This window comes from Pseudorhizobium halotolerans (assembly GCF_902153235.2).
Taxonomy (GTDB): Bacteria; Pseudomonadota; Alphaproteobacteria; order Rhizobiales; family Rhizobiaceae; genus Neorhizobium; species Neorhizobium flavum.
This window is the reverse complement of the sequence record NZ_CABFWE030000016.1, coordinates 325,797-345,588: the sequence shown is the minus strand read 5'-3', so window position 1 is coordinate 345,588 and position 19,792 is coordinate 325,797. Positions and strand designations below refer to the sequence as shown.

17 protein-coding genes are annotated in these 19,792 nt (G+C 61.9%); 5 read left to right on the top strand and 12 right to left on the bottom strand.

The window, feature by feature from the left end; genetic code table 11:
- Nucleotides 1-118: 118 nt before the first annotated feature.
- The 3 genes from FN060_RS21950 to FN060_RS21940 form a co-directional block, all read right to left on the bottom strand.
- A complete protein-coding gene (locus FN060_RS21950) occupies nucleotides 119-1,264 on the bottom strand; it encodes a cell wall hydrolase (RefSeq protein WP_425312208.1) in 1,146 nt (381 codons plus the stop codon).
- A gap of 156 nt (nucleotides 1,265-1,420) precedes the next feature.
- The gene (locus FN060_RS21945; RefSeq protein WP_142590037.1) at nucleotides 1,421-2,560 is read right to left on the bottom strand and encodes an Mrp/NBP35 family ATP-binding protein; all 1,140 of its coding nucleotides are present in this window, start codon (nucleotides 2,558-2,560) and stop codon (nucleotides 1,421-1,423) included.
- A 313-nt stretch (nucleotides 2,561-2,873) separates the two neighbouring features.
- Complete coding sequence (locus FN060_RS21940) at nucleotides 2,874-3,605, bottom strand: helix-turn-helix transcriptional regulator (protein WP_142590036.1); 732 nt, start codon at nucleotides 3,603-3,605, stop codon at nucleotides 2,874-2,876.
- A gap of 253 nt (nucleotides 3,606-3,858) precedes the next feature.
- On the opposite strand from FN060_RS21940, the gene FN060_RS21935 reads away from it, so the two are divergent.
- Entirely contained in the window at nucleotides 3,859-4,743 is an 885-nt protein-coding gene (locus FN060_RS21935; protein ID WP_244665910.1) for an SMP-30/gluconolactonase/LRE family protein, read from the top strand.
- A gap of 172 nt (nucleotides 4,744-4,915) precedes the next feature.
- Nucleotides 4,916-5,692, top strand: a complete 777-nt coding sequence (locus tag FN060_RS21930; protein WP_244665909.1) for a PRC-barrel domain-containing protein — start codon at nucleotides 4,916-4,918, stop codon at nucleotides 5,690-5,692.
- 96 nt (nucleotides 5,693-5,788) lie between these two features.
- On the opposite strand, the gene FN060_RS21925 is transcribed toward FN060_RS21930, so the two are convergent.
- Nucleotides 5,789-7,141 (bottom strand): putative bifunctional diguanylate cyclase/phosphodiesterase, encoded by a 1,353-nt coding sequence (locus FN060_RS21925; protein WP_142590035.1) that lies wholly within the window; start codon nucleotides 7,139-7,141, stop codon nucleotides 5,789-5,791.
- Between the two features lie 49 nt (nucleotides 7,142-7,190).
- Nucleotides 7,191-8,837 (bottom strand): response regulator, encoded by a 1,647-nt coding sequence (locus FN060_RS21920; RefSeq protein WP_183949849.1) that lies wholly within the window; start codon nucleotides 8,835-8,837, stop codon nucleotides 7,191-7,193.
- A 261-nt stretch (nucleotides 8,838-9,098) separates the two neighbouring features.
- Here FN060_RS21920 and mutL point away from each other — a divergent pair, with 261 nt between their 5' ends.
- A complete protein-coding gene (gene mutL / locus FN060_RS21915; protein ID WP_142590033.1) occupies nucleotides 9,099-10,910 on the top strand; it encodes a DNA mismatch repair endonuclease MutL in 1,812 nt (603 codons plus the stop codon).
- 60 nt (nucleotides 10,911-10,970) lie between these two features.
- The gene (locus FN060_RS21910) at nucleotides 10,971-11,207 is read left to right on the top strand and encodes a DUF2093 domain-containing protein (RefSeq protein ID WP_142590032.1); all 237 of its coding nucleotides are present in this window, start codon (nucleotides 10,971-10,973) and stop codon (nucleotides 11,205-11,207) included.
- Here the strand turns inward: FN060_RS21910 and lpxK are convergent.
- The 6 genes from lpxK to FN060_RS21880 all read right to left on the bottom strand — a co-directional run bounded on the left by lpxK (nucleotide 11,198) and on the right by FN060_RS21880 (nucleotide 16,993).
- Nucleotides 11,198-12,259 carry a tetraacyldisaccharide 4'-kinase gene (gene lpxK / locus FN060_RS21905; RefSeq protein WP_142590031.1) on the bottom strand — a complete coding sequence of 354 codons (1,062 nt, stop codon included), beginning with the start codon at nucleotides 12,257-12,259 and terminating at the stop codon, nucleotides 11,198-11,200. The two genes, FN060_RS21910 and lpxK, sit on opposite strands and share 10 nt — an antisense overlap.
- Before the next feature lie 78 nt (nucleotides 12,260-12,337).
- Nucleotides 12,338-13,054, bottom strand: coding sequence for an HAD family hydrolase (locus tag FN060_RS21900; RefSeq protein WP_142590030.1), 717 nt, complete (start codon nucleotides 13,052-13,054; stop codon nucleotides 12,338-12,340).
- Complete coding sequence (gene waaA, locus FN060_RS21895) at nucleotides 13,051-14,370, bottom strand: lipid IV(A) 3-deoxy-D-manno-octulosonic acid transferase (protein WP_077548229.1); 1,320 nt, start codon at nucleotides 14,368-14,370, stop codon at nucleotides 13,051-13,053. Before waaA ends, FN060_RS21900 begins: the two co-directional genes overlap by 4 nt.
- A gap of 166 nt (nucleotides 14,371-14,536) precedes the next feature.
- On the bottom strand, nucleotides 14,537-14,776 hold the full coding sequence (locus tag FN060_RS21890; protein ID WP_052641717.1) for a DUF4170 domain-containing protein: 240 nt from the start codon (nucleotides 14,774-14,776) through the stop codon (nucleotides 14,537-14,539).
- Between the two features lie 59 nt (nucleotides 14,777-14,835).
- The gene (locus FN060_RS21885) at nucleotides 14,836-15,642 is read right to left on the bottom strand and encodes a 3'(2'),5'-bisphosphate nucleotidase CysQ (protein WP_077548170.1); all 807 of its coding nucleotides are present in this window, start codon (nucleotides 15,640-15,642) and stop codon (nucleotides 14,836-14,838) included.
- A 4-nt stretch (nucleotides 15,643-15,646) separates the two neighbouring features.
- Nucleotides 15,647-16,993, bottom strand: a complete 1,347-nt coding sequence (locus FN060_RS21880; RefSeq protein WP_142590029.1) for a TldD/PmbA family protein — start codon at nucleotides 16,991-16,993, stop codon at nucleotides 15,647-15,649.
- Between the two features lie 102 nt (nucleotides 16,994-17,095).
- On the opposite strand from FN060_RS21880, the gene FN060_RS21875 reads away from it, so the two are divergent.
- Nucleotides 17,096-18,910 carry a monovalent cation:proton antiporter-2 (CPA2) family protein gene (locus FN060_RS21875; protein ID WP_077548172.1) on the top strand — a complete coding sequence of 605 codons (1,815 nt, stop codon included), beginning with the start codon at nucleotides 17,096-17,098 and terminating at the stop codon, nucleotides 18,908-18,910.
- Here the strand turns inward: FN060_RS21875 and FN060_RS21870 are convergent.
- Nucleotides 18,907-19,785 (bottom strand): patatin-like phospholipase family protein, encoded by an 879-nt coding sequence (locus FN060_RS21870; RefSeq protein WP_077548173.1) that lies wholly within the window; start codon nucleotides 19,783-19,785, stop codon nucleotides 18,907-18,909. The two genes, FN060_RS21875 and FN060_RS21870, sit on opposite strands and share 4 nt — an antisense overlap.
- Nucleotides 19,786-19,792 lie beyond the last annotated feature (7 nt).

The window sequence follows — 19,792 nt, the reverse complement described above, 5'->3', positions numbered from 1 at the left end:
TGGGGACGAGATGGGATCCAAGCCAATTGATTCTATTTTTCAAGCATTTACGGCAGAAGCACTACTATCGGCCTAAACTTCTTGAGCGGAATCACGAGGCAGCGGCGTCAGGCCGCATTCAGCTCCAGCCGCCGCCATAGGTGCGATAGAAGATATGCAGGCCGATGCGCCCGACCTTCTTCATAGACCGCGCCCACTTCGGGCGGACGTATACCGCGTGGTAGTGGGTCGATGAGCCCACCTCGTTTAGCCAGATCTTCCCGGCGGTGACCGCCATGGCGACCTCGCGAGCCATCTTCCAGTGATATTGCGAGCGGATGCGGTCCCGGATGTTGTCGCAGGCAAAGGAGAACTGGCAGCGGTTGCGCCAATCCTCGTTCTGGTAAACGACGCCGCAGATCGTATCCGGATAGGCAGGATTGCGTACGCGGTTGAGGATGACCTGCGCCACGGCCGCCTGCCCGCGCGCCGATTCGCCACGTGCTTCGAAGTAGATGCCGGACGCGAGGCATTGCTGCTCACGGGCCGAAAATGTTTCCGCCGGAAGCGGCGTCGCGGCCCATGCATGATCATCACGCCCGATCGGCGGGATGAAGCGCCCGGCTCCGGGCTTCTTGAGGATAGCGTCGAACGGCGATTCCCGGGCGAAATCCGGCTCTGGAGGCGCGTAGGCTGTTGCCAGGACATCGGCCTTGTCATTGGTCACGAGGCTAGCGATCATCGGCGACACCCCCGCAGCCGGCTTCTCCTCCTTGCGGAAGTAGAAGGACGCCAGTTCGAACTCCTTGACCTTCTTCCCGGGCTTGGCGAACCCGGCCAATTCCTGTCCGTCTTGTAGCGGCAATGTCAGCGCACTGGTCCGTTGAAGGATCGAGCCGGCACTGAAGGCCTTGGGAGGCTGCATCGGCTCCACCGCCACGATCCGCCCCTTCTTCGCCTTCCGGTTGACGCGGTCCTCGTCCGGGGTAGCGTCGCCCTTGCTGCCACCACCGACAAAGGCGATCTTGCTGCCATCCGGCAGAGCCAGACCTGCATCGGAGGGAAGCATGCGCTCCGCGCCGGGGAAGGCGAGCTCGGAAGAATGAATGGATCCGGCCGGAGAATGGGTCAACACGGTCCGCCATCGCTGACCTGCATCGAGCCCATTCAGAAGAGCGGAAAGATCCCCATGGGACGCCGTAGAGGGAAAGGCCAGCCACGCGACAAGGCCGAATAGCGTAGGAGCGCTCCAGGCATTCAGGCGGGCACGGCAGTTGCGACTCAAAAGAACATTCGAACGCAAAACGAGGGACTCCACGGGCTACGGCAACCCGCGAAGGATCAATCATTAACCTTGACGAGGCGTTAACGGCTCATCGGGAAAAGCTTGAACAGGCTGACAATTTAGCGAACCGGCATAGATGTGCGACGGTTCTGAAGCCTATTCGAAGACGATCGTAGGAGCCGGTCTTTCAACCCGCCCCTCCAACGCCCCGCGCACCCGTAGCGCGATGTCCCGGTAGATCTGCCCGGCGAGCCCCTCAGGATCCGCTGCAACAACCGGCGTTCCACTATCGGACTTCTCGCGGATATCGATCGTCAGCGGCACTTCACCCAGGAAGGGGACGCCGATCCGAGCGGCTTCTGCCTGTGCGCCGCCATGGCCGAAGATGTCGTAGCGCGCACCGGTATCGGGCGCCACGAAATAGCTCATGTTCTCTATGATGCCGAGCAGCGGCACTTCCACCTTGCGGAACATGGTGATGGCCTTGCGTGCGTCGATCAGCGCCAAGTCCTGCGGGGTAGAGACGATCACTGCGCCAGCAAGAGGCACCTGCTGGGCCATGGTGAGTTGCACGTCGCCGGTGCCGGGAGGCATGTCGACAACCAGGACGTCGAGCTCGCCCCAGGCCACCTCCCGCAGCATCTGCAGAAGCGCCGACTGAACCATCGGGCCGCGCCAGATCATCGCGGTCTCTTCGTCGACCAAGAAACCCATGGACATCGCTTTAAGGCCATAGTTCTCCATCGGACGGATGATGCGGTTTTCGATCTGCTGCGGTCGCCCGGATATCTTCAGGAGCCGCGGAATAGAGGGACCGTAGATATCGGCGTCGAGTATTCCGACCTTCATCCCGATGGCCTGCAGGCCGAGGGCAAGATTGACAGCGGTCGTGGACTTCCCCACTCCCCCCTTCCCGGACGCGACCGCTATGATCGCGCCCACCCCCGGTACGCCCGCCTTTTCCGGGCGCGCCGAAGACCCGTGCGCGTGCGGCGGGGCTGCAGGCTGCGGGCGACGTGGCGGGGCAGAGGACGTGGCACCAGCCTTTCGATCCGCCGTCAGCGTTACCAGGGCACCTTTGACGCCTGGAACGGCCTTGACCGATCGCTCGGCGGCTGCCCGCAGCGGCTCCAATTGCTCGGCCCGGTCGGCGGGCACGGTGATCGAGAAGTACACCTTGTTGTCGGAGATAAAGACATCGGAGACCATCTTCAGTGATACGATGTCATCGGTGAGGTCAGGGCCCCGGACCTTTGAAAGCGCCGCCAGAACCTGTTCCTTGGTCACGTCCGTCATCGATCAAACTCCTGTCGCGCGACAGTCGCGGGGCGACTGGTCAGGAGTCCTTATAGGAGTTGGCCGCCCGATGCTGCAACACGCAATGGCGATGCTGCCCGACGCAAGCTCATGAATCGCCAGGCAGCATCGTTTCTCATTACGTCTCTTTCGGACGCTGTCGGTCCCCTCTGGACCCTTCCCGTGGAATGCACGGACCGTGCCAGATGGCGAACGTCGCGGGGGATGTGGCAGTGGCGTCGCCTGACCGGATGCAACAAAGTTCCGCGGAGGCGGCGTGCTCATTTTGTGAGCAGCGCGAATCATGCGACGGTCAGCAAATCAGTCCTAGACGGAACGCGGTCGCAACGGCCTGGGTGCGATTGACGCTGTCCAGCTTCTTGGCGGCTCGGTTGAGGTAGTGATTGACCGTATGTTCGGATAGCCCGAGGATCTCGGCAATCTCTGCGCTTGTCTTTCCAGCTGCCGTCCAGGTGATGCAGTCCAGCTCGCGTTCGGTCAGCGTCTCGACGGTGCGGGTGGTCATGCTGCGTATCTGGCCGAGCCGTTCATAGACGTGGATCGCGAGATAGCTCAATTCCATCATCTGCTGATGCGTGAAGGGAGCACCATCACCGGCGAGCGATACGGCGCCGCGCATCCCAGTACTGTCGTGAACCGGGAAATAGGCGCCTCGCACCAGACGGTAAGGGCCGAACAGGTCGGTCGAAACCGTATTGCCGCGCACAAGGTTCACCGCCTCCAGGTCATATTGGGTGGGAATGAACGATTCACGCAACTGCTTCAGGATTGGGCTGGAGGAGAGAAGTCCCTCGCGGTCGAAATGAGTAATGAGCTCCGCAGGCCAGTTGGTGATGACGCTATGGGCGGAAAGAGTGAGGGAGGTCGGTCCCGGCATGTTCACTACCATGAAAGCGCGAGCGCCATAGAATTCGGTTATGCGCTTCATGAACCGGAATACGTCGAACTGCGTCTTCAGTCCCTTGATCTCCAGGATCTGATCCTCGGTCGATTCGTTCGCGATGCTCTTTTCCAAAGGCGGCATGGGGCGGAGTTCTCGATTTCCTGGTTTGACGCGACTGACCGAAATGGTCGGATGGAGAGCAATTCAGGCCCAGGAACGGAGTTGTCCGACACCTACGCCCCGGTCGATGCAATCTTGCCTTTACAGAGAAAGATTATAGACAGGTATGTCGAAAATTCCGCAATAGCAATCGCCAATCTGACAGGAAGTCATATTGGCGGAGACATTTGCAGCGTCCAAGCGATGGTGCAAGATTCACTTCCCGGAGTTCATCGTGCACGACGCAAAATCCGAGCCTGCGACCTTGTCCAACACCGTTTCCGAGCTCGGAGAGGGGCCAAGCTTCGAACCGGAAACCAACACGCTTTGGTGGTTCGACATCCTGGGGAAGCTGCTTCACGAAAGGAACCTCTCCACCGGTGAGGAGCGACATCACCCGCTGCCATTCATGGCGAGCGTCATCGCCCGCATCGATGCGGAACGACAGCTTCTGGCAACCGAAGAGGGGCTTTACATCCGCAACCGCCGGGACGGTGGGCTCAGCCTCTATTGCGAGCTGGAGGCTGGGAATGCCGGCAACCGCTCCAATGACGGGCGCCTTCATCCGAGTGGCAGTCTCTGGATCGGGACAATGGGGAAAGGAGCCGAGGAAGGGGCCGGAGTCATCTACCATGTGGCACGGAAGACCGTGACCCGGCTCTTCCGCAATATCAGCATCCCAAACGGAATCTGCTTTTCGCCGGACGGCTCCACTGGCTATTTCGTCGACACCACGAAGAACCTCCTGATGCGGGTCAGCCTCGACTCCTCTACGGGACTGCCTGTCGGCGAGCCCACCGTGCTCATCGATACCAGCGATCAGCCGGGCGGTATGGACGGCTCGATCTGTGACCGGGACGGCAACATCTGGAATGCGCGGTGGGGCGCCGGAGCGGTGGACTGTTATTCTCCGGACGGTACCCTGGTGACGAGGCACACGCTGCCGGCGCGGCAGACGACTTGTCCCGTCTTCTTCGGACCCGGCCTGACAAACATCGGGGTCACGTCGGCCTGGGAAGGACTGAGCCCTGACCAGCGGGAGAGCGACCCTCTTGCCGGCCGAATGTTCGCCTTCACCGCCGGTGCCGCCGGCACGCCGGAGCCGAGCTTCCGCGTCTGAGCCTTCCAACCTCCTTGAGTTCTCCGCTCGCCAACCGGCAGTTGGCACGGCACCGGCCTATAATTTCGGCATTGAGGGGGAACTAAACCCCAGGTCGATCCATTGTCTGCGCGAACCGGCGCGATTGAACGTCGCGCGTTCACATCGAGAACACTAGGAAGGTAGGTTCGACATGAAGAAGACTTTCAGCACAATGGCGGCCGCAGCCGTCCTGATGGCCTCCACTGCAATCGCACCGGCCATGGCCCAGACTAGCGATCCGGCCGCACCGGCGTCTCCGGCTGCTCCTGCAGATCCCGCAATGAAGCCGATGACCGGCACCGACGGCGCACCCGCCGCAGGCGCCTCGTCGACCGACAACGCTGCCGCTCCCGAAACCGATACTTCGACCGACACTGCCGCTACTCCGGCAACTCCAGGCGCTGACGCTTCCACGGATACTGCTGCCACTCCGGAAACCGATGCGACCACGGACACTGCAGCCACCCCAAGCGCGGATGCTTCGACAGATACTGCTGCCGCTTCGGGCTCTTACCTGACCGAACAGTCGGAGACGCAGGTCAGCGCCAACGACTACATCGGCAAGTCGGTTTATAACGCTGAAGATGAAAGCGTTGGCGACATCAACGACCTGATTCTTGAGAAAGATGGCGGCATCGTCGCAGCCGTGATCGGCGTCGGCGGCTTCCTCGGTATCGGTGAGAAGGATGTCGCAGTTCCGATGGAAAACATCTCCATGACCCGCGACATGGAAAACAACAATGAGATCCGTCTGACGACGACTGAAACGAAGGATTCGCTCAATGCGGCTCCTGAGTTCATGACGCTCGAAGACCAGCAGGCAGCCGCTGATGCGGCGACCACCGACACCACGACAACTTCGTCCACCGGTGCTGCGACACCGATGCCGAATGCCACTACCCCGCCGACGGCTGAAGGTAACAACTAAGCCCGGAGCGTGTGACGCATTAAGGCATCTTGAAGGGGCGGCGCTGCGGCGCCGCCTTTTTCTTAGCGGCCGGACTAGGTAAGGCGTGCCTCTGGATCAGAGGTGAGCAACCAGAAGTCTTCGCTCCTGCTCCCGCAGATAGCGTCCCGTTGCGACGGTGTCGGCCGGCTTGCCGTAGTAGTAGCCTTGCCCCATCCCACATCCCAGGGCTTTCAGCTTCTGGGCGTCGGCATAATCCTCGATACCCTCCGCCACCACCTGCAGATCCAGCCCGTCGCACATCGCGATGATCGCTTTGACGATGTGTTCGGACGCTCGGTCAGTGGTGATCTGCGATACGAATGCCCGGTCGATCTTCACCTTGTCGAACGTGAACTCACGCAGCCGGCCAAGGCTGGACTGCCCCGTCCCGAAGTCGTCGAGCGAGATCTTCACGCCTTCGGCACGCAGATCGGTAATAATCCGGTGCGCCGTCTCCGCCGACGTCATCATGGCGGTTTCCGTGATCTCGAGTTCAAGCCGGTGCGGATCAAGGCCCACGCGGTCAAGGATCGACAGGATGGTGTCCGTGGTTCCAGGGTCCATCAACTGGACCGATGACAGGTTGAACGAAAGGAAGAGCTCCCGCGGCCATGAGACCGCGGCCTCCGCCGCCTTGCGCAACAATGTCTCGGAAAGCGCGTCGATGAAGCCGCGTTCTTCGGCGAGAGGCACGAAAACGGACGGCGAGACGAAACCGAGGTCAGCATCGATCCAACGCGCCAGTGCCTCGAAGCCCAGCACAGCGCCGTCGCCGAGCCGCACGATTGGCTGGAAATAGGCGTCCACGGCATCGGCAATGACCGCCGTTCGCAGCGCCTGCTCCAGTTGTGTCGCCCGCTTCATCTCCAGGGCGATCTCGCGGGAGTAGACTGTGATTTGCCCCCTGCCCCGGCGCTTGGACCGATAGAGGGCGGTCTCCGCACTCTTCAGAAGATCCTCGAACTCCTCACCGGCAAAAGGATAGATGGCAAAACCGAAGGAGGCCGATAGACGTACGTTTCGGTCGCCCAGATCGTAGGGTGCGGAGAGCACGTCCTTGATCATCTGCCCGATCCGTTCAGCGCCCACCCTCTCGAAGACCAACGGCAGGACGAAAGCAAACTCGTCCCCGTCATGACGGGTGACCGTTGCACCGTCGGGAATACATGCCTTCAGGCGATGGGCCACCTGGCAGAGAATTTCGTCTCCCGCAGCGACGCCAAACAGGTCGTTGATCGGCTTGAACCCGTCGAGATTTGCGATGCAGATGGTGAAGGGAGCGGGATCCTGAGCACGTTCGGCAGCAAGCAACCGGACCTTGTCGCGCAACCGGTAGCGGTTGCCGAGGCCTGTAAGCGGATCGCTGTATGCCATCGCCTGCAGTTCATTCTGGGTGACCTGCGGCAACAGTTTGCCGGCCGACGTCATGCGAAAAACCGATACTCTGTATACATTCGGGCAAGATGCGACAGAAACCTTAACAAACCTGCCTTCCTTCAGGTGCAGATTTCCGCCTCTCGGTCACGTCGCGTTCCTGCAAATACGTGAGAAGAACCGACTCCAGCATTTCCGGACTGATGGGCTTCAGGATCACGTCGTCCATTCCAGACAGAAAGCATTGGTCGCGGTCATGATCGAATGGCTGCGTCAGAACTCCAATGATGGGAGTGGGACTACCGCGTCCCTCAACCTCGCGGATCTGCCGGCAGGCATCGAAGCCGTTGATCTTCGGCAGCGTAATGTCCATCAGTACCAGCCGCGGCTTATGTTCCTTCCATAGCCGGACCGCCTCCTCACCATCCGCCGCGATGCTGTAGCGATAGCCCAGCCCTTCAAGTATCTGCGAAAATACGATCTGGTTGACGGCATTGTCCTCGGCAACAAGCACGTCGAGCAAGCCCGTGGCCGCTCCGGTTTGAGCGTCCTCGACCACTTCGTCGTCAGCTTCCCGCGCGAAAACTTCGGTAACCAATGCATGCAGACCTCGGCCTGTACGGCTACGATCCAGCACCACGAGCGGAACCTGAAACGCCTCGGTCAGCATCGTACATGCAGCCAGCAGGCTCTTCTCGGCCAGAACCAGGACGAGATCGACAACAACGCCAAGTTCATCGGAGAAAGAGAGGAAAAGTTCGAGCTCCTCAGCGCTTCCGACGACCACAGCCTCGGCGCCCAGCTTCGCAATCGACTGCGGCAGCAGGTCGGACGCATCTTGTTCGGTTGTCACGACCAGTACGTTTCGCCCCCTCAGATCCTGCAGAGACATGCCGTGCTGGCCAAGCTGAACCTTGCGGACAGGTTTCCTCACCGTGGATCCGAGCCTCTCCGGCACTAGCCCCGACAGGTCCTCCAATGCCGCTACCACCTGATACCGACCCGGCTTCCCAATCCTGAACTTCCTGACGATCGTCTTCACGTGGTCGCCGTCCTTGCCGATGAGGAGTTCCGGCGAGGTCACGGAAATGCCGTTCCTGATGATCTGCCGATCGGCGGCGCCGATGCGGCCGGCGATCACCGGGTCGAACACCTCACATGCTTTACGGCCAAGCAGTTCCTCGGGAGAACGTCCGAGAATTCTGCAGAACGACTGGTTGACGGCGACATAGATCATGTCGCTCGACTTGATGGACACCGGAAACGGGAGCTTGTCGAGAACCTGTTCGGCCAGTTCCATTCGCTCACCGACTGCCCTCCACTGCTCCTCGCGCTTCTTCTGTTCCGAAACGTCCCGAACGACGCAGACGCCGTAGCCGTTGGGGAAACGGCGTTTGGAATAGTGCAGCCAGCGATCCGGCCCCCTTTGCTCGACATGTTCGGCGCGCTCGCGCCACAGGGAGGCAATCTTGTCGGCGATCCAGCTTTCACGCAGGGAGCTTGACTGGCCATAGGCATGGCTGCCGGCCTCGCCCCCCGCATCGAAAAGAGCCGCCACGAGATCCCGAAGGCGGGCGCCCGGCGTCAATGAACTGGCAGGCAGGGGAGCAAGCAGCTGCAACTGGCCACCGGCGTAGACAAGCTGGTCGCTACGGTCGTAGACGAGTATCGCCGCCTGCAGGCCGTCGCACAGAAGATCGATAGCGAGGTCTGCAATGGTGGGATCTGTCAGGATGCCGCTATGCGTCATCGGCTCTCTCGCCGGGTCTGGCTCAGTCCCTGCCGATCTTCTCTGTCCTGTGTCTCCACCAGCCCGGGTCTTCCTCATAGTCCTTTTGAGCCTTGCGGCTTTAGGGGCTCCCTGCTTTTCGGCGATCTCCACGCCTCCGTCGCCTGACATCCCTGGAGCTTTCTGCAGCCGGGTTTATTTTACGGCGATAAGCTTAAGGCCCGTTTAATCATAGGGGTGTTGGGGCTTCTCAAGCTTCACCGAATCCGGGATTATGGGGCAATGCCCGTCAAACAGCTTCCAGAAACACTGATCAACCAGATCGCTGCAGGCGAAGTCATCGAACGTCCCGCCAGCGCAGCGAAGGAACTGATCGAAAACGCCATCGACGCCGGTGCGACCCGTATCGAGATCGCTACTGCCGGCGGTGGAAAGAGCCTCGTGCGCATCACCGACAATGGATGCGGCATGGATACCGCGGATCTTGACCTGGCGGTAAGGCGCCACTGTACCTCGAAGATCAGCGACACGCTCGACGAGATCCGCACGCTCGGCTTTCGCGGAGAGGCGCTTCCGTCCATCGGCTCGGTTGCCAAGCTCACGATCACCAGCCGCCGGCAGGGCGATCCCGAAGGCGCGCAGGTGACGGTCGCAGGAGGACGGATGTCACCGGTACGACCGGCCGCAGCCAATACCGGCACGGTGGTCGAGGTTCGCGACCTGTTCTTTGCGACACCCGCCCGCCTCAAGTTCCTGAAATCGGAACGTGCCGAGGCAGCGGCGATTACCGAAATGGTAAAGCGGATGGCGATCGCATTTCCATCGATCCGTTTCGTCCTCTCCGGACCGGATCGCTCGACCCTCGAGCTGTCTGCGACGGGCGACGACCAACTGGCCCGCATCGCGCAGATCCTCGGCCCCGAATTCCGCGACAATGCAATCGAGATCGACGCGGAGCGCGAGGACGTATCACTGAAGGGCTTCGTCGGCGTGCCGACGTTCAACCGCGGCAATTCCGCTCATCAATACGCGTTCGTGAACGGTCGACCAGTCCAGGACAAACTGATCCTTTCCGCAATCCGCGGCGCCTATGCAGAAACTGTACCGTCTGGCCGATACCCGGTCGCGGTTCTTTCGATCCAACTCGATCCAGCCTTCGTGGACGTCAACGTTCATCCGGCCAAGGCAGACGTCCGTTTCCGTGACCCGGGTCTGGTTCGCGGGCTCATCGTCGGTGCGATCCGCGAGGCGCTCGCACGAGAAGGCAGCCGCGCATCGACGACGGGTGGCTACGGCCTCATGCGGGCATTCAGGACCGGCACCGACCAGGCGAGGGCACCTTGGCACGCGGACCAATCGCCGTCGCGACCGCTCGCGGAGGGCCGTGGATTCTCGGAGGGGCAGCAGGCTGCATTCGACAGCCTGACCGTGCCTTCCGGTCGCACCGAGGCGCCGGACCAGCCGGACGCAATTTCTCGCGCAGAAAACACGGTTTCGCCAATCTCCTTCGCCAATCACCGGCTGGGCGCGGCCCGGGCGCAGCTTCACGAGAACTACATCGTTTCTCAAACGGACGATGGGCTCGTCATCGTGGACCAGCATGCCGCTCATGAGCGACTTGTTTTCGAAGAAATGCGCAAGGCCCTGGACGCGGGCCGGCTTGCCTCCCAGGCGTTGCTGATTCCGGAAATTGTCGACCTCCCCGAAGAGGATTGTGATCGGCTGATGGCTCACGCACGCGACCTCGACAGGTTCGGGCTGACGATCGAACGGTTCGGCCCCGGTGCTGTCGCTGTGCGGGAGACACCGGCCATGCTCGGGGAGATCGACGCAGCTCATCTGGTGCGAGACCTTGCGGACGAGATCGCCGAATGGAATACCGCCGGGGGTCTCCGGAGCAAGCTCGAGAACGTCGCCGCGACGATGGCCTGCCATGGTTCCGTGCGGTCGGGACGCCGGTTGAGACCGGAAGAGATGAATGCCCTTCTGAGGCAAATGGAGGCCACCCCAGGCTCCGGCCAGTGCAACCACGGCCGCCCGACCTATATCGAGCTCAAGCTATCCGACATCGAACGCCTGTTTGGGCGCAGTTGAGGGTGGCGCTTTACCCATCTGCGCGGTAGAGCAGAGATGATGTTCCGCAGGAGACACAAGATGAACCGGTTCGAAGGAAGCGGGAGCCGGGAGGCGAAGATCCGCTACCTGGACGGCGACTACCAGATTCTCAGGTCCGGCGCCTACGTCGTCTGCGCAATGACGGGCAGGCCCATCCCCCTCGACGAACTTCGCTACTGGAGCATCGCCCGTCAGGAGGCATATGTGGACGCCGCAGCCTCGCTGGAAGCGGACAAGCGCGCCGGCGCGCTGCCGGTCCAGGCTCCTCAGGCCTGAGGAGCCTGCTGATCTTTCTGCCGGCTCTCCTGCAAACGCCTCCGCTGGTAATTTGCCACCGCAAGATCGATGATCTTGCCCGGCGCATTCGGATCATCGAAGGTCATGTCCACCTCCACGATCTGCACCTTCTTCAGTAGGGTTTCAGCCGGTCCGTGCACACCGACAAGCCGCGCGGCATCCTTGGCTGTCGTCACCGGAACCAGGCTCTGTTGATCGGCCTCTCGCAGCAGGTCGGCCAGTTCGTCATCGCCGAAATAGTGATGGTCAGGGAAGGACTGCCTGACGACGATGCGCGCCTGAAGCGCCTCCACCGTACGGTAAAACTTCTCCGGATCCGCTATGCCGGCGAAGGCAAGCACCGGCTTGTCCTTCAACTCAGCCAAGGGGCGTGGCTTGAGCGCCGCGACATAGACGGGTTTGCCGGCTCTCGCCGCCTGCCGAACGAGATGATCGGCGGCGTCTCCGTTGCCAACCTTCAGGATCGCCGAAAGGTGGCGCATCTGCTCCCCAATGGGAGCACGAACGGGACCGCCGGGGACCAGATGCCCGTTGCCGATGCCACGCACGCTGTCGATGACGATAAGGGCGAAATCCAGCCGCAGGCGCGCGCTCTGGAAGCCGTCATCCATGATGATGAGATCGACGCCTTCGGCAATGAGCTTCCGCGCCCCATCAACGCGTCGGCGTGAGACGACGGTCGTCGCGACGCGAGCCAGCAGAAGCGCCTCGTCACCGACGGCAGCCGCCCTATGATGCTCAATATCGACAAGGGTCGTTACGTCCAGCGAACCACCATATCCGCGGCTCAGGAAGCCCGGCGTATATCCCTTTTCCCGGGCGGCAACGGCAAGTGCGAGCGCAGTTGGCGTCTTCCCAGCGCCGCCCACGGTGAAGTTGCCGACACATAGAACGGGTGCCGGCACACTCGCCCGGCTCCCGTTCGCCATCCGGCTTCCTGCCACCCGGCCATAGACATAGGAGACGGGAGCGAGCGCCCATGCCCGCCAGTCCGCCTTGGTCCACCAGAACGGCGGCGCTTCCGAAACCATACGCAAGACTCCCAGTATCACGGTCTCTCGGCACTGAAACGGGAACCGCAGGAAAAAGGCAAGCCCGGCGACGGACCGCTAACCCTGCAGAAGGCTCTGCAGGACCGTGATGTCATCGATGCAGATATCGGCAAGTGCCGCGAGAGTGTCACGTGTACCGGTTCCGGTAAGGACGCCGACCTTCAGTCCGGCGCCAGCGGCCTGCCCCATGCGGAGGTCGTGAGCGTTGTCTCCCACCATGGCCACCTGCCGCGGCTCAAGCCCGGTGGAAGCGCAAAAGCCGAGCAGCATGCCGGCCTCCGGCTTGGTCCCGAAGCCGCTGTCGTAACCGGCGACGAAATCCACCCAGCCATCGATCTCGAACCGTGCAGCCGTGCGCCGGATCGAGGATTCATTATCGCTGGAGGCGATGCCGATCTTCAGTCCCTGTGCCTTCAACCTTTGGAACAGCACCCGCAGATCCGTGACGGGCACAGCATACTCCACTGCCCGTACGAAGAGGTCGTCGAGAAGAACCGTCAATTCCGCCGCATCGATGGGGGAACCCGCCGCGGCAAAACCGAGTGCAATCTCGGCCGCATTGCCGGCTGCCAACAGGCTGTCTGCGCGGGTCTCGCCGGACACGGGATCCATGCCGGCGGCAAGCAGAAGCCTCGGCTCCAGATCGGGATCACCGGCTGACGCGATCCTTGCAGCCTCCCGGTTTACCGGGCCCCAGCTTTCATCGTAGCGGATCAGGGTGCCGTCCTTGTCGAACAGGATGCCGGCGATCCCGGGAAACCGCCCTCCGGTCATCGGGCGGTCGCACTCTTCGGCTGCAACCGGGCCGTCACAGTCAGCGGGTTGATATAGGGTTCGAGCGCCTTCACAGTCACCGAAAGAGCCCCACGCATCTCGTTGATGGTCTCCTGGCCCGCATCGATCATCTTGCGGCGGGCGACATCATTGGACAGGAGGTAATGGACCGCCTTTGCCAGCATCTCCACATCGCGGATCAGCCGGGCACCACCCTTGCGGGCGAGATTGGCGTAGGCGTCGCGGAAATTCTGGACATGGCTTCCCGAAAGAACGGCACAGCCGAGCATCGCAGGCTCCAGCGGGTTTTGCCCGCCCTCCCCGGTCAGTGACCGTCCGACGAAAGCCAGTTCCGTCAATCGGAGGTAAAGGCCCATCTCGCCCATGGAATCGCCGAGGAAGATGTCGGTCTCGGGGGTGAGCGGATCATTGCGGGAACGCCTCGCCACCACCAGGCCCTGGGCCTTCAACATGTCCTCGATCGCATCCGACCGCTCCGGATGGCGTGGCACGATGATCGTCAACTGCCCATTTCGCGGCTTGAGCGCCTTGTGAATGCCGGCGGCGGCCTTCTCCTCGCCCTCGAAGGTGGAGATGGCAGCCCAGGTCTTGCGCTCGCCGATCTCCTCACGATAGCGCTGCAGCGCAGCAGGATCGCAGGGCGGCGGATCCGTATCGCCCTTCAGGTTGCCGGAGACCAGGACCGGCCACGCGCCCAGATCCCGAAACCGCTCCGCATCGAGGTCCGACTGCGCGACGACGAGCGACATCTTTCCGAAAAGGGCTTCCGCAATCGTGTCGTGGCGTTGCCAGCGCTCGAAGGAACGGTCGGAGATGCGTGCATTGACGGTGATCTGGGGGATCTTGCGGCGATGAAGTTCAAGAAGCGTTGTCGGCCATATCTCCGACTCGGCCGTGATGCAGGCATCCGGCCGCCAGTAGGAAATGAACCGCTTCATCGAGAACTTCAGATCCAGCGGCACGTACTGGTGGATGACCTGGCCCCCCAACCGGTTCTTGACCAGTTCCGCCGACGTCACCGTTCCGGTGGTCAGGAGCACGTGTATGTCGCGCCGCCCGAGTTCGCGCAGCAATGGGATCAGCGCAAGCGTTTCCCCGACACTGGCGGAATGGGCCCAGACGAGCGGACCTCGAGGCCGGGGCTGGCTCGCATAGCCAAGCCGCTCAGAGCGACGCAAGCGGTCCTCTTTGCCCTTCCAGCTCCGGTAGGCGAGAAACGGGCCAGCGAGCGGATAGACGAGAATCCCGGCCACGCGATAGCCGGTCAGCGCCAGACGCGCCAGACCCCTGCGTATCGCGCCCGTCCTCGATCGCCGTTCATGTCCGCTGATGTGGAAAATCCTCCGCTCGGCCAGCACTCATCTACTCGGTTACAAATACGTCAAAATAGCGCCGGGGAACCATGAAGCAGAACGGGTGTGGCATCCAGCCACCACGACCGGATATCCCCTGCTTTGGGGGTTATGCGCCCTTGGCTTCCGGCTCGAGAAGCTTGTGCATGTGGACGATAAAGTAGCGCATCTCGGCGTTATCCACAGTCTGCTGCGCCTTCGACCGCCATGCGGTGAGAGCACTGGCATAGTCGGGAAAGATGCCGACGATGTCGAGATTGCTGAGATCCTTGAACTGTACGCCCTCAAGGCTGGACAGTTCACCCCCGAACACGAGGTGCAGGAGTTGCTTCTTTTCGGTTTCCGGCATGGTCAGTCCCTTCAGTTCATTCCCCCCGGACATGTCTCATAGGCATCCAGGAAAAAACGTCAATCGGTCGGTTCGTCTGGCATGAACCTGGACAGCTTGTCCAGTGCGGGGCCGGCGCCGGCGTAGAGCATTCCGTGCTTCACGCTTTCGCGATTGTAGACGAGAGGATGGCCGGCGCTGTCGAGCAATTTTCCGCCCGCGCGCTGGAGAATGATGTCTGCTGCCGCCAGATCCCAGTCATGGGAGTTTTTCTTGACGATCGTCCCGTCGATCCTGCCGTCGGCCGTCAGTGCCAGCCGGTAGGCGAGCGACGGGACATGGCGCACCCGGCGAACCGCCTGCGTCTGCGCGGCTGGAAGCTTGCGCAGCAGGTCTTCCGCGATCGCCAGCGTGAGCGGCAGGGACGGATCCGGATGGGATACCGATATCAGGTCGCCATTCATGAGCGCCGGCCCGTCGAGGCAGGCGTAGAATTCCTCGTCCAGCGCCGGAGCGACGAGGACGCCGGCGACAGGTCTTCCCTGATGAACGACCGCGACGGACACGCACCATGTCCGCTCGCCGGCAATGAAGGCACGCGTGCCATCGATCGGATCGACCACGAACAGCGTCTCGTGGGAAAGCCGCGCATTGTCGTCGTCGGTCTCCTCGGAGAGCCAACCATAGTGCGGCCGTGCGGTGATCAGCAGTTTTTCCAGGCGCTCGTTGGCGGCAAAGTCGGCAGCGCTGACCGGCGAGCGTCCCTCGTTCTTCCACCAGACCTCGGGGGATCGTCCGAAGAAGGAGTGCGCCACCTCGCCAGCCTCGGTGGCGGCCCGGCGAATAAGTTCAAGATCGGCCTGCCAATCGTGCTGCCCGCTCTCCATCGGATCAACGTCCCGCCAGTGTCATGCCCTCGATGGCGATGGTGGGCGAGGCGATTCCGAACTTGCGGTCGATGTCGTTGGCAGGCGTGAGGCGCATGAACATGTCCTTCAGGTTGGAGGCGATGGTGACCTCCGAGACCGGATAGGCGAGTGCCCCGTTTTCGATCCAGAACCCGCTTGCGCCCCGGCTGTACTCGCCCGTGATCATGTTGACGCCCTGACCGATCAGCTCAGTCACATAGAAGCCGTTGCCGACGCTGCGGATCAGTTCCTCCGGCGAGACTTCGCCGGGCTCCAGTGCAAGGTTCGTGGAGGCGGGCGTCACGGATGTCCCGCCACGCACGCCGCGTCCGTTCGTGGGCAATCCAAGCTCGCGGCCCGTCGATGTCGACAGGAACCAGTGCTTGAGCACGCCGTCCTCGATCATCACCAGCCGCTTGCCGGACACCCCTTCGCCGTCAAACGGACGCGAGGAGGAGCCGCGCACCACCAGTGGGTCGTCGGTAATGTTCAGGCCGGTTTTCAGCACCTGCTGGCCCATGCGATCACGCAGGAAGCTCGTCTTGCGCGCCACAGCCGCGCCATTAATCGCGCCGGCGATATGGCCGACGAAACCGCGGGCGATGCGCGGATCAAACACGACGGTGACATTGCTGCCGGTTTCCACCTGGCGCGGATTGACCCGCTTGACCGCGCGCTCGCCTGCCCGGCGGCCGATCACGCGGGGGTCGTCGAGATCAGCAAAATAGAGCCGGCTGTCGAAATCGTAGTCGCGCTCCATCTTGGTGCCTTCACCGGCAATGACGCTCACCGAGCGCCCGAACCGGCTGGCCATGTAGCTGCCGGAGAAGCCATGAGACGTAGCAAGGACAAGGCCGCCCATGCCTGCGGAGGCGCCTGCACCAGAGGAGTTGGTGACACCAGAAACTTCAAGTGCCGCCTGCTCTGCCTCCAACGCAGCCTCGCGCAATGCCTCAGTCGGCACGTCCGTCGCGTCAAGCAGTTGCAGATCGGGATAGCTTCTTGCCAGGTCTGCTTCGTCGGCAAGGCAGGCATAGGGATCTTCGGGCGATACACGAGCCATGGCGACGGCACGCTCTGCCAGTACCTTGACGTCGAAACCCGGATTGGCGGAGACGCTGGCGACCCGGTTGCCGACGAAGACCCTAAGCGAAAAATCGTCGCTCTCGGAGGACTCCGTGCCCTCCACCTTGCCAAGCCTGACGCTGACCGAGCGGGAGCGGGAGCGGACAACCACGGCATCCGCCTGATCGGCACCGGCCGCCCTGGCAAGATCGACGAGTTGGCTGGCGCGGGAGAGAAGGTCCTGGGAGTCGATTGCGGAGGTCATTGTGTACCTTTCGTTGCGGCACCATTTATTGTGCGGCAAGGAAGGCATCAAGACGTAGAAGGTGATTCTTCCGATCCGGCAGTCCATCAAGGCGAGCGTTGCATGAGCGGCAGTGGCACAATCTTCACCCAGACGCTGGTGCTACTGGCCGGAGCGGTGATCGCGGCCCCTATCTTCCGATTGCTTGGGCTTGGTACAATCCTTGGATACCTAGCCGCAGGCGTCGTGATCGGACCGGTCATGCATGAAGTCACCGATGCGGAGGAGGTGCTGCATTTCGCCGAGTTCGGCATCGTCTTCCTGCTGTTCGTGATCGGCCTTGAGCTCAAACCCTCTCGGCTCTGGCAGATGCGCTCCGACGTATTTGGGCTCGGTCCCGCGCAGGTTATCATCGCCGGCCTGGCGCTCACGGGGCTTGCGATAGCGGCCGGGCTGGCCGACTGGCAGGGAGCCCTTGTGATCGGTTTCGGCCTTTCTCTGTCGTCGACGGCCTTCGCGGTCCAGATCCTGAACGATAACGGTGACCTGAACAGCAAGTACGGGCAACGGGCCTTCTCACTCCTTCTCTTTCAAGATCTTGCCATCGTGCCGCTGCTGGCGCTGGTCAGCATCCTGGGGAAAGGCGTGGACGAAACCGGCCCATCCGCCTTAACCGGGCTGGTAGTCGCGGTTGCTGCGGTCGGAGTCATGATCATCGCCGGTCGCTACCTCCTCACGCCGCTGTTCCAGGTCATTACCCGAACGGGAGCGCGCGAAGTGATGATCGCGACGGCCTTGCTGATCGTGCTGGGTTCGGCGGCTGCGATGCAGGCCGTGGGGCTGTCGATGGCAATGGGCGCTTTTCTTGCCGGCCTGATGCTTGCCGAATCCTCCTACAGGCACGAGCTTGAAGCTGACATAGAGCCCTTCCGAGGGCTTCTGCTGGCGCTGTTCTTCATGGCCGTCGGGCTTTCCCTCGATATCCATGTGCTGTGGAGCCAGATCGGCTTTATCGTGCTTGCGGTCCCGGTGTTCATGATCGTCAAGGGCGGCATTATCTACGGGCTCTGCCGCCTCATGGGATCGCCGCACAATGATGCGATGCGGATTGCCTTTCTTCTGCCCCAAGGCGGTGAATTTGGGTTCGTGCTGTTCACGACCGCAATGGCTGCGGGCCTGCTATCGTCGGCCACAGCGTCGCTGCTGATTGCAATCGTGACCTTGTCCATGGCTCTGACGCCCCTCGGCGCCGCGTTGTCCCGAAAACTCCTGACCGTGGAACGTGAGGAAATCGAAGAGGATTTCCAGGGTGCCGGCGCCGACGTCCTGATGATCGGCTTTTCCCGCTTCGGGCAGATCACGGCGCAGATCCTGCTGGCGGGAGGCCGGGACGTCACGGTGATCGACGATTCCGCCGACCGCATCCGGCAGGCGGCGTCGTTCGGTTTCCGCATCTATTTCGGCGACGGCACCCGCAAGGACGTGCTTCTTGCTTCAGGCATCGAGAAGGCAAAGATCGTCGCGGTGCTGACCCAGAAGCGCGAGATCACCGACAAGATCGTCGATCTTATCCGGTCGGAGTTCCCCAATGTCCGGTTGTTCGCCCGCTCCTATGACCGGATCCACACGCTTTCGCTCCGCGAGCGGGGCGTGGAATACGAGCTTCGGGAAACTCTGGGCTCCGGACTCATCTTCGGACGTAAGACGCTTGAGGCATTGGGGATGGGGTCAGCGGAGGCCGAAGCCATTGAAGACGATATCCGCAAGCGCGACGAGGAACGCCTGCTGCTTCAGGCCGCGGAGGGCCTCGCGGCCGGGAGACACATGTTGCACAACCGCCCGGTCAAGCCGGAGCCACTGATAAAGCCCAAGCACCCTTCCCCAAATGAGGAGGCCGCGATGAGGGCGCAGGACAAGCCGCAGGAAGCTGCCGATTAGGCCCTGGCAGCCAGATGGATTGCATCGACGGCGCGCTTCAGATCCTCCTTCACCGGAAGAGTGTAGTCGAATATGTCCTTCGCCTTGAGGAAATCCATCACCCGGAAGTGGTTGACCGGCGGACGCAGGAGAACGTGCGGCGGCTGCAGCTTCAACTGGAACGAGATCGTCGACTGCATCATCAACTGATTGGCGCCAAAAATGCTCTCCATGCGGCTTGGCGGTGATAAACCGTCCCCTTCCGGCGCCCCGACCACGTCCACCCCGATCACGACGTCCGCCAGATCCATCAGGTGGTCGTAAGGCACGGGATTGAAGATTCCGCCATCAACCATGATGCGGCCGTTCACCGTCACCGGCATGAAGATGCCGGGGATCGCGGCAGACGCGGCGAGCGCCGGTCCGAGTGAACCTTCTTCCAGCACGACTTCGGAACGCCCGTAGTAATCGGTGGCGATTACCTTCAGGGGAATGCCGAGGTCTTGGAAATCTGCCGGAATGGCCTGCGGCAGAAGCGCCTTCAGCACATGCTCGATGTTGAACTGGCCAAAACGAAACCCGCCATCGGTACCGCGCATGGAGGAAGGACCAAGACTCAAGAGCCTGTTGGCGAGCGCTCCTCGGTTGCCGACCGTCTCCAGCGTGTAGGCGCGAATCTCGCTGCCCGTCATGCCGGCGGCCATCCCCGCCCCCATAATGGCGCCCATCGAGGAACCTGCGATAGCGACAGGTCGTATCCCGAGCTCGTCCAGAGCATCGATCACATGTGCATGCGCCAGTCCGCGAGCGCCGCCGGCGCCGAAGGCGATCGCGAAGGTCAGGTCTCGCTGTGATTTCTCAACCTTGGCATCGGCAAGGGCAAGCTTGGTGGTCATTGGCAGC

What these genes read in the sequence shown, in the direction of transcription:
- FN060_RS21945 (WP_142590037.1), bottom strand. Translation starts at nt 2,560, where the DNA reads ATGACGGACGTGACCAAGGAACAGGTTCTGGCGGCGCTTTCAAAGGTC.
- FN060_RS21940 (WP_142590036.1), bottom strand. Translation starts at nt 3,605, where the DNA reads ATGCCGCCTTTGGAAAAGAGCATCGCGAACGAATCGACCGAGGATCAG.
- FN060_RS21930 (WP_244665909.1), top strand. Translation starts at nt 4,916, where the DNA reads ATGAAGAAGACTTTCAGCACAATGGCGGCCGCAGCCGTCCTGATGGCC.
- FN060_RS21925 (WP_142590035.1), bottom strand. Translation starts at nt 7,141, where the DNA reads ATGACGTCGGCCGGCAAACTGTTGCCGCAGGTCACCCAGAATGAACTG.
- FN060_RS21920 (WP_183949849.1), bottom strand. Translation starts at nt 8,837, where the DNA reads ATGACGCATAGCGGCATCCTGACAGATCCCACCATTGCAGACCTCGCT.
- mutL (WP_142590033.1), top strand. Translation starts at nt 9,099, where the DNA reads ATGCCCGTCAAACAGCTTCCAGAAACACTGATCAACCAGATCGCTGCA.
- FN060_RS21910 (WP_142590032.1), top strand. Translation starts at nt 10,971, where the DNA reads ATGAACCGGTTCGAAGGAAGCGGGAGCCGGGAGGCGAAGATCCGCTAC.
- lpxK (WP_142590031.1), bottom strand. Translation starts at nt 12,259, where the DNA reads ATGGTTTCGGAAGCGCCGCCGTTCTGGTGGACCAAGGCGGACTGGCGG.
- FN060_RS21900 (WP_142590030.1), bottom strand. Translation starts at nt 13,054, where the DNA reads ATGACCGGAGGGCGGTTTCCCGGGATCGCCGGCATCCTGTTCGACAAG.
- FN060_RS21890 (WP_052641717.1), bottom strand. Translation starts at nt 14,776, where the DNA reads ATGCCGGAAACCGAAAAGAAGCAACTCCTGCACCTCGTGTTCGGGGGT.
- FN060_RS21885 (WP_077548170.1), bottom strand. Translation starts at nt 15,642, where the DNA reads ATGGAGAGCGGGCAGCACGATTGGCAGGCCGATCTTGAACTTATTCGC.
- FN060_RS21880 (WP_142590029.1), bottom strand. Translation starts at nt 16,993, where the DNA reads ATGACCTCCGCAATCGACTCCCAGGACCTTCTCTCCCGCGCCAGCCAA.
- FN060_RS21875 (WP_077548172.1), top strand. Translation starts at nt 17,096, where the DNA reads ATGAGCGGCAGTGGCACAATCTTCACCCAGACGCTGGTGCTACTGGCC.
- FN060_RS21870 (WP_077548173.1), bottom strand. Translation starts at nt 19,785, where the DNA reads ATGACCACCAAGCTTGCCCTTGCCGATGCCAAGGTTGAGAAATCACAG.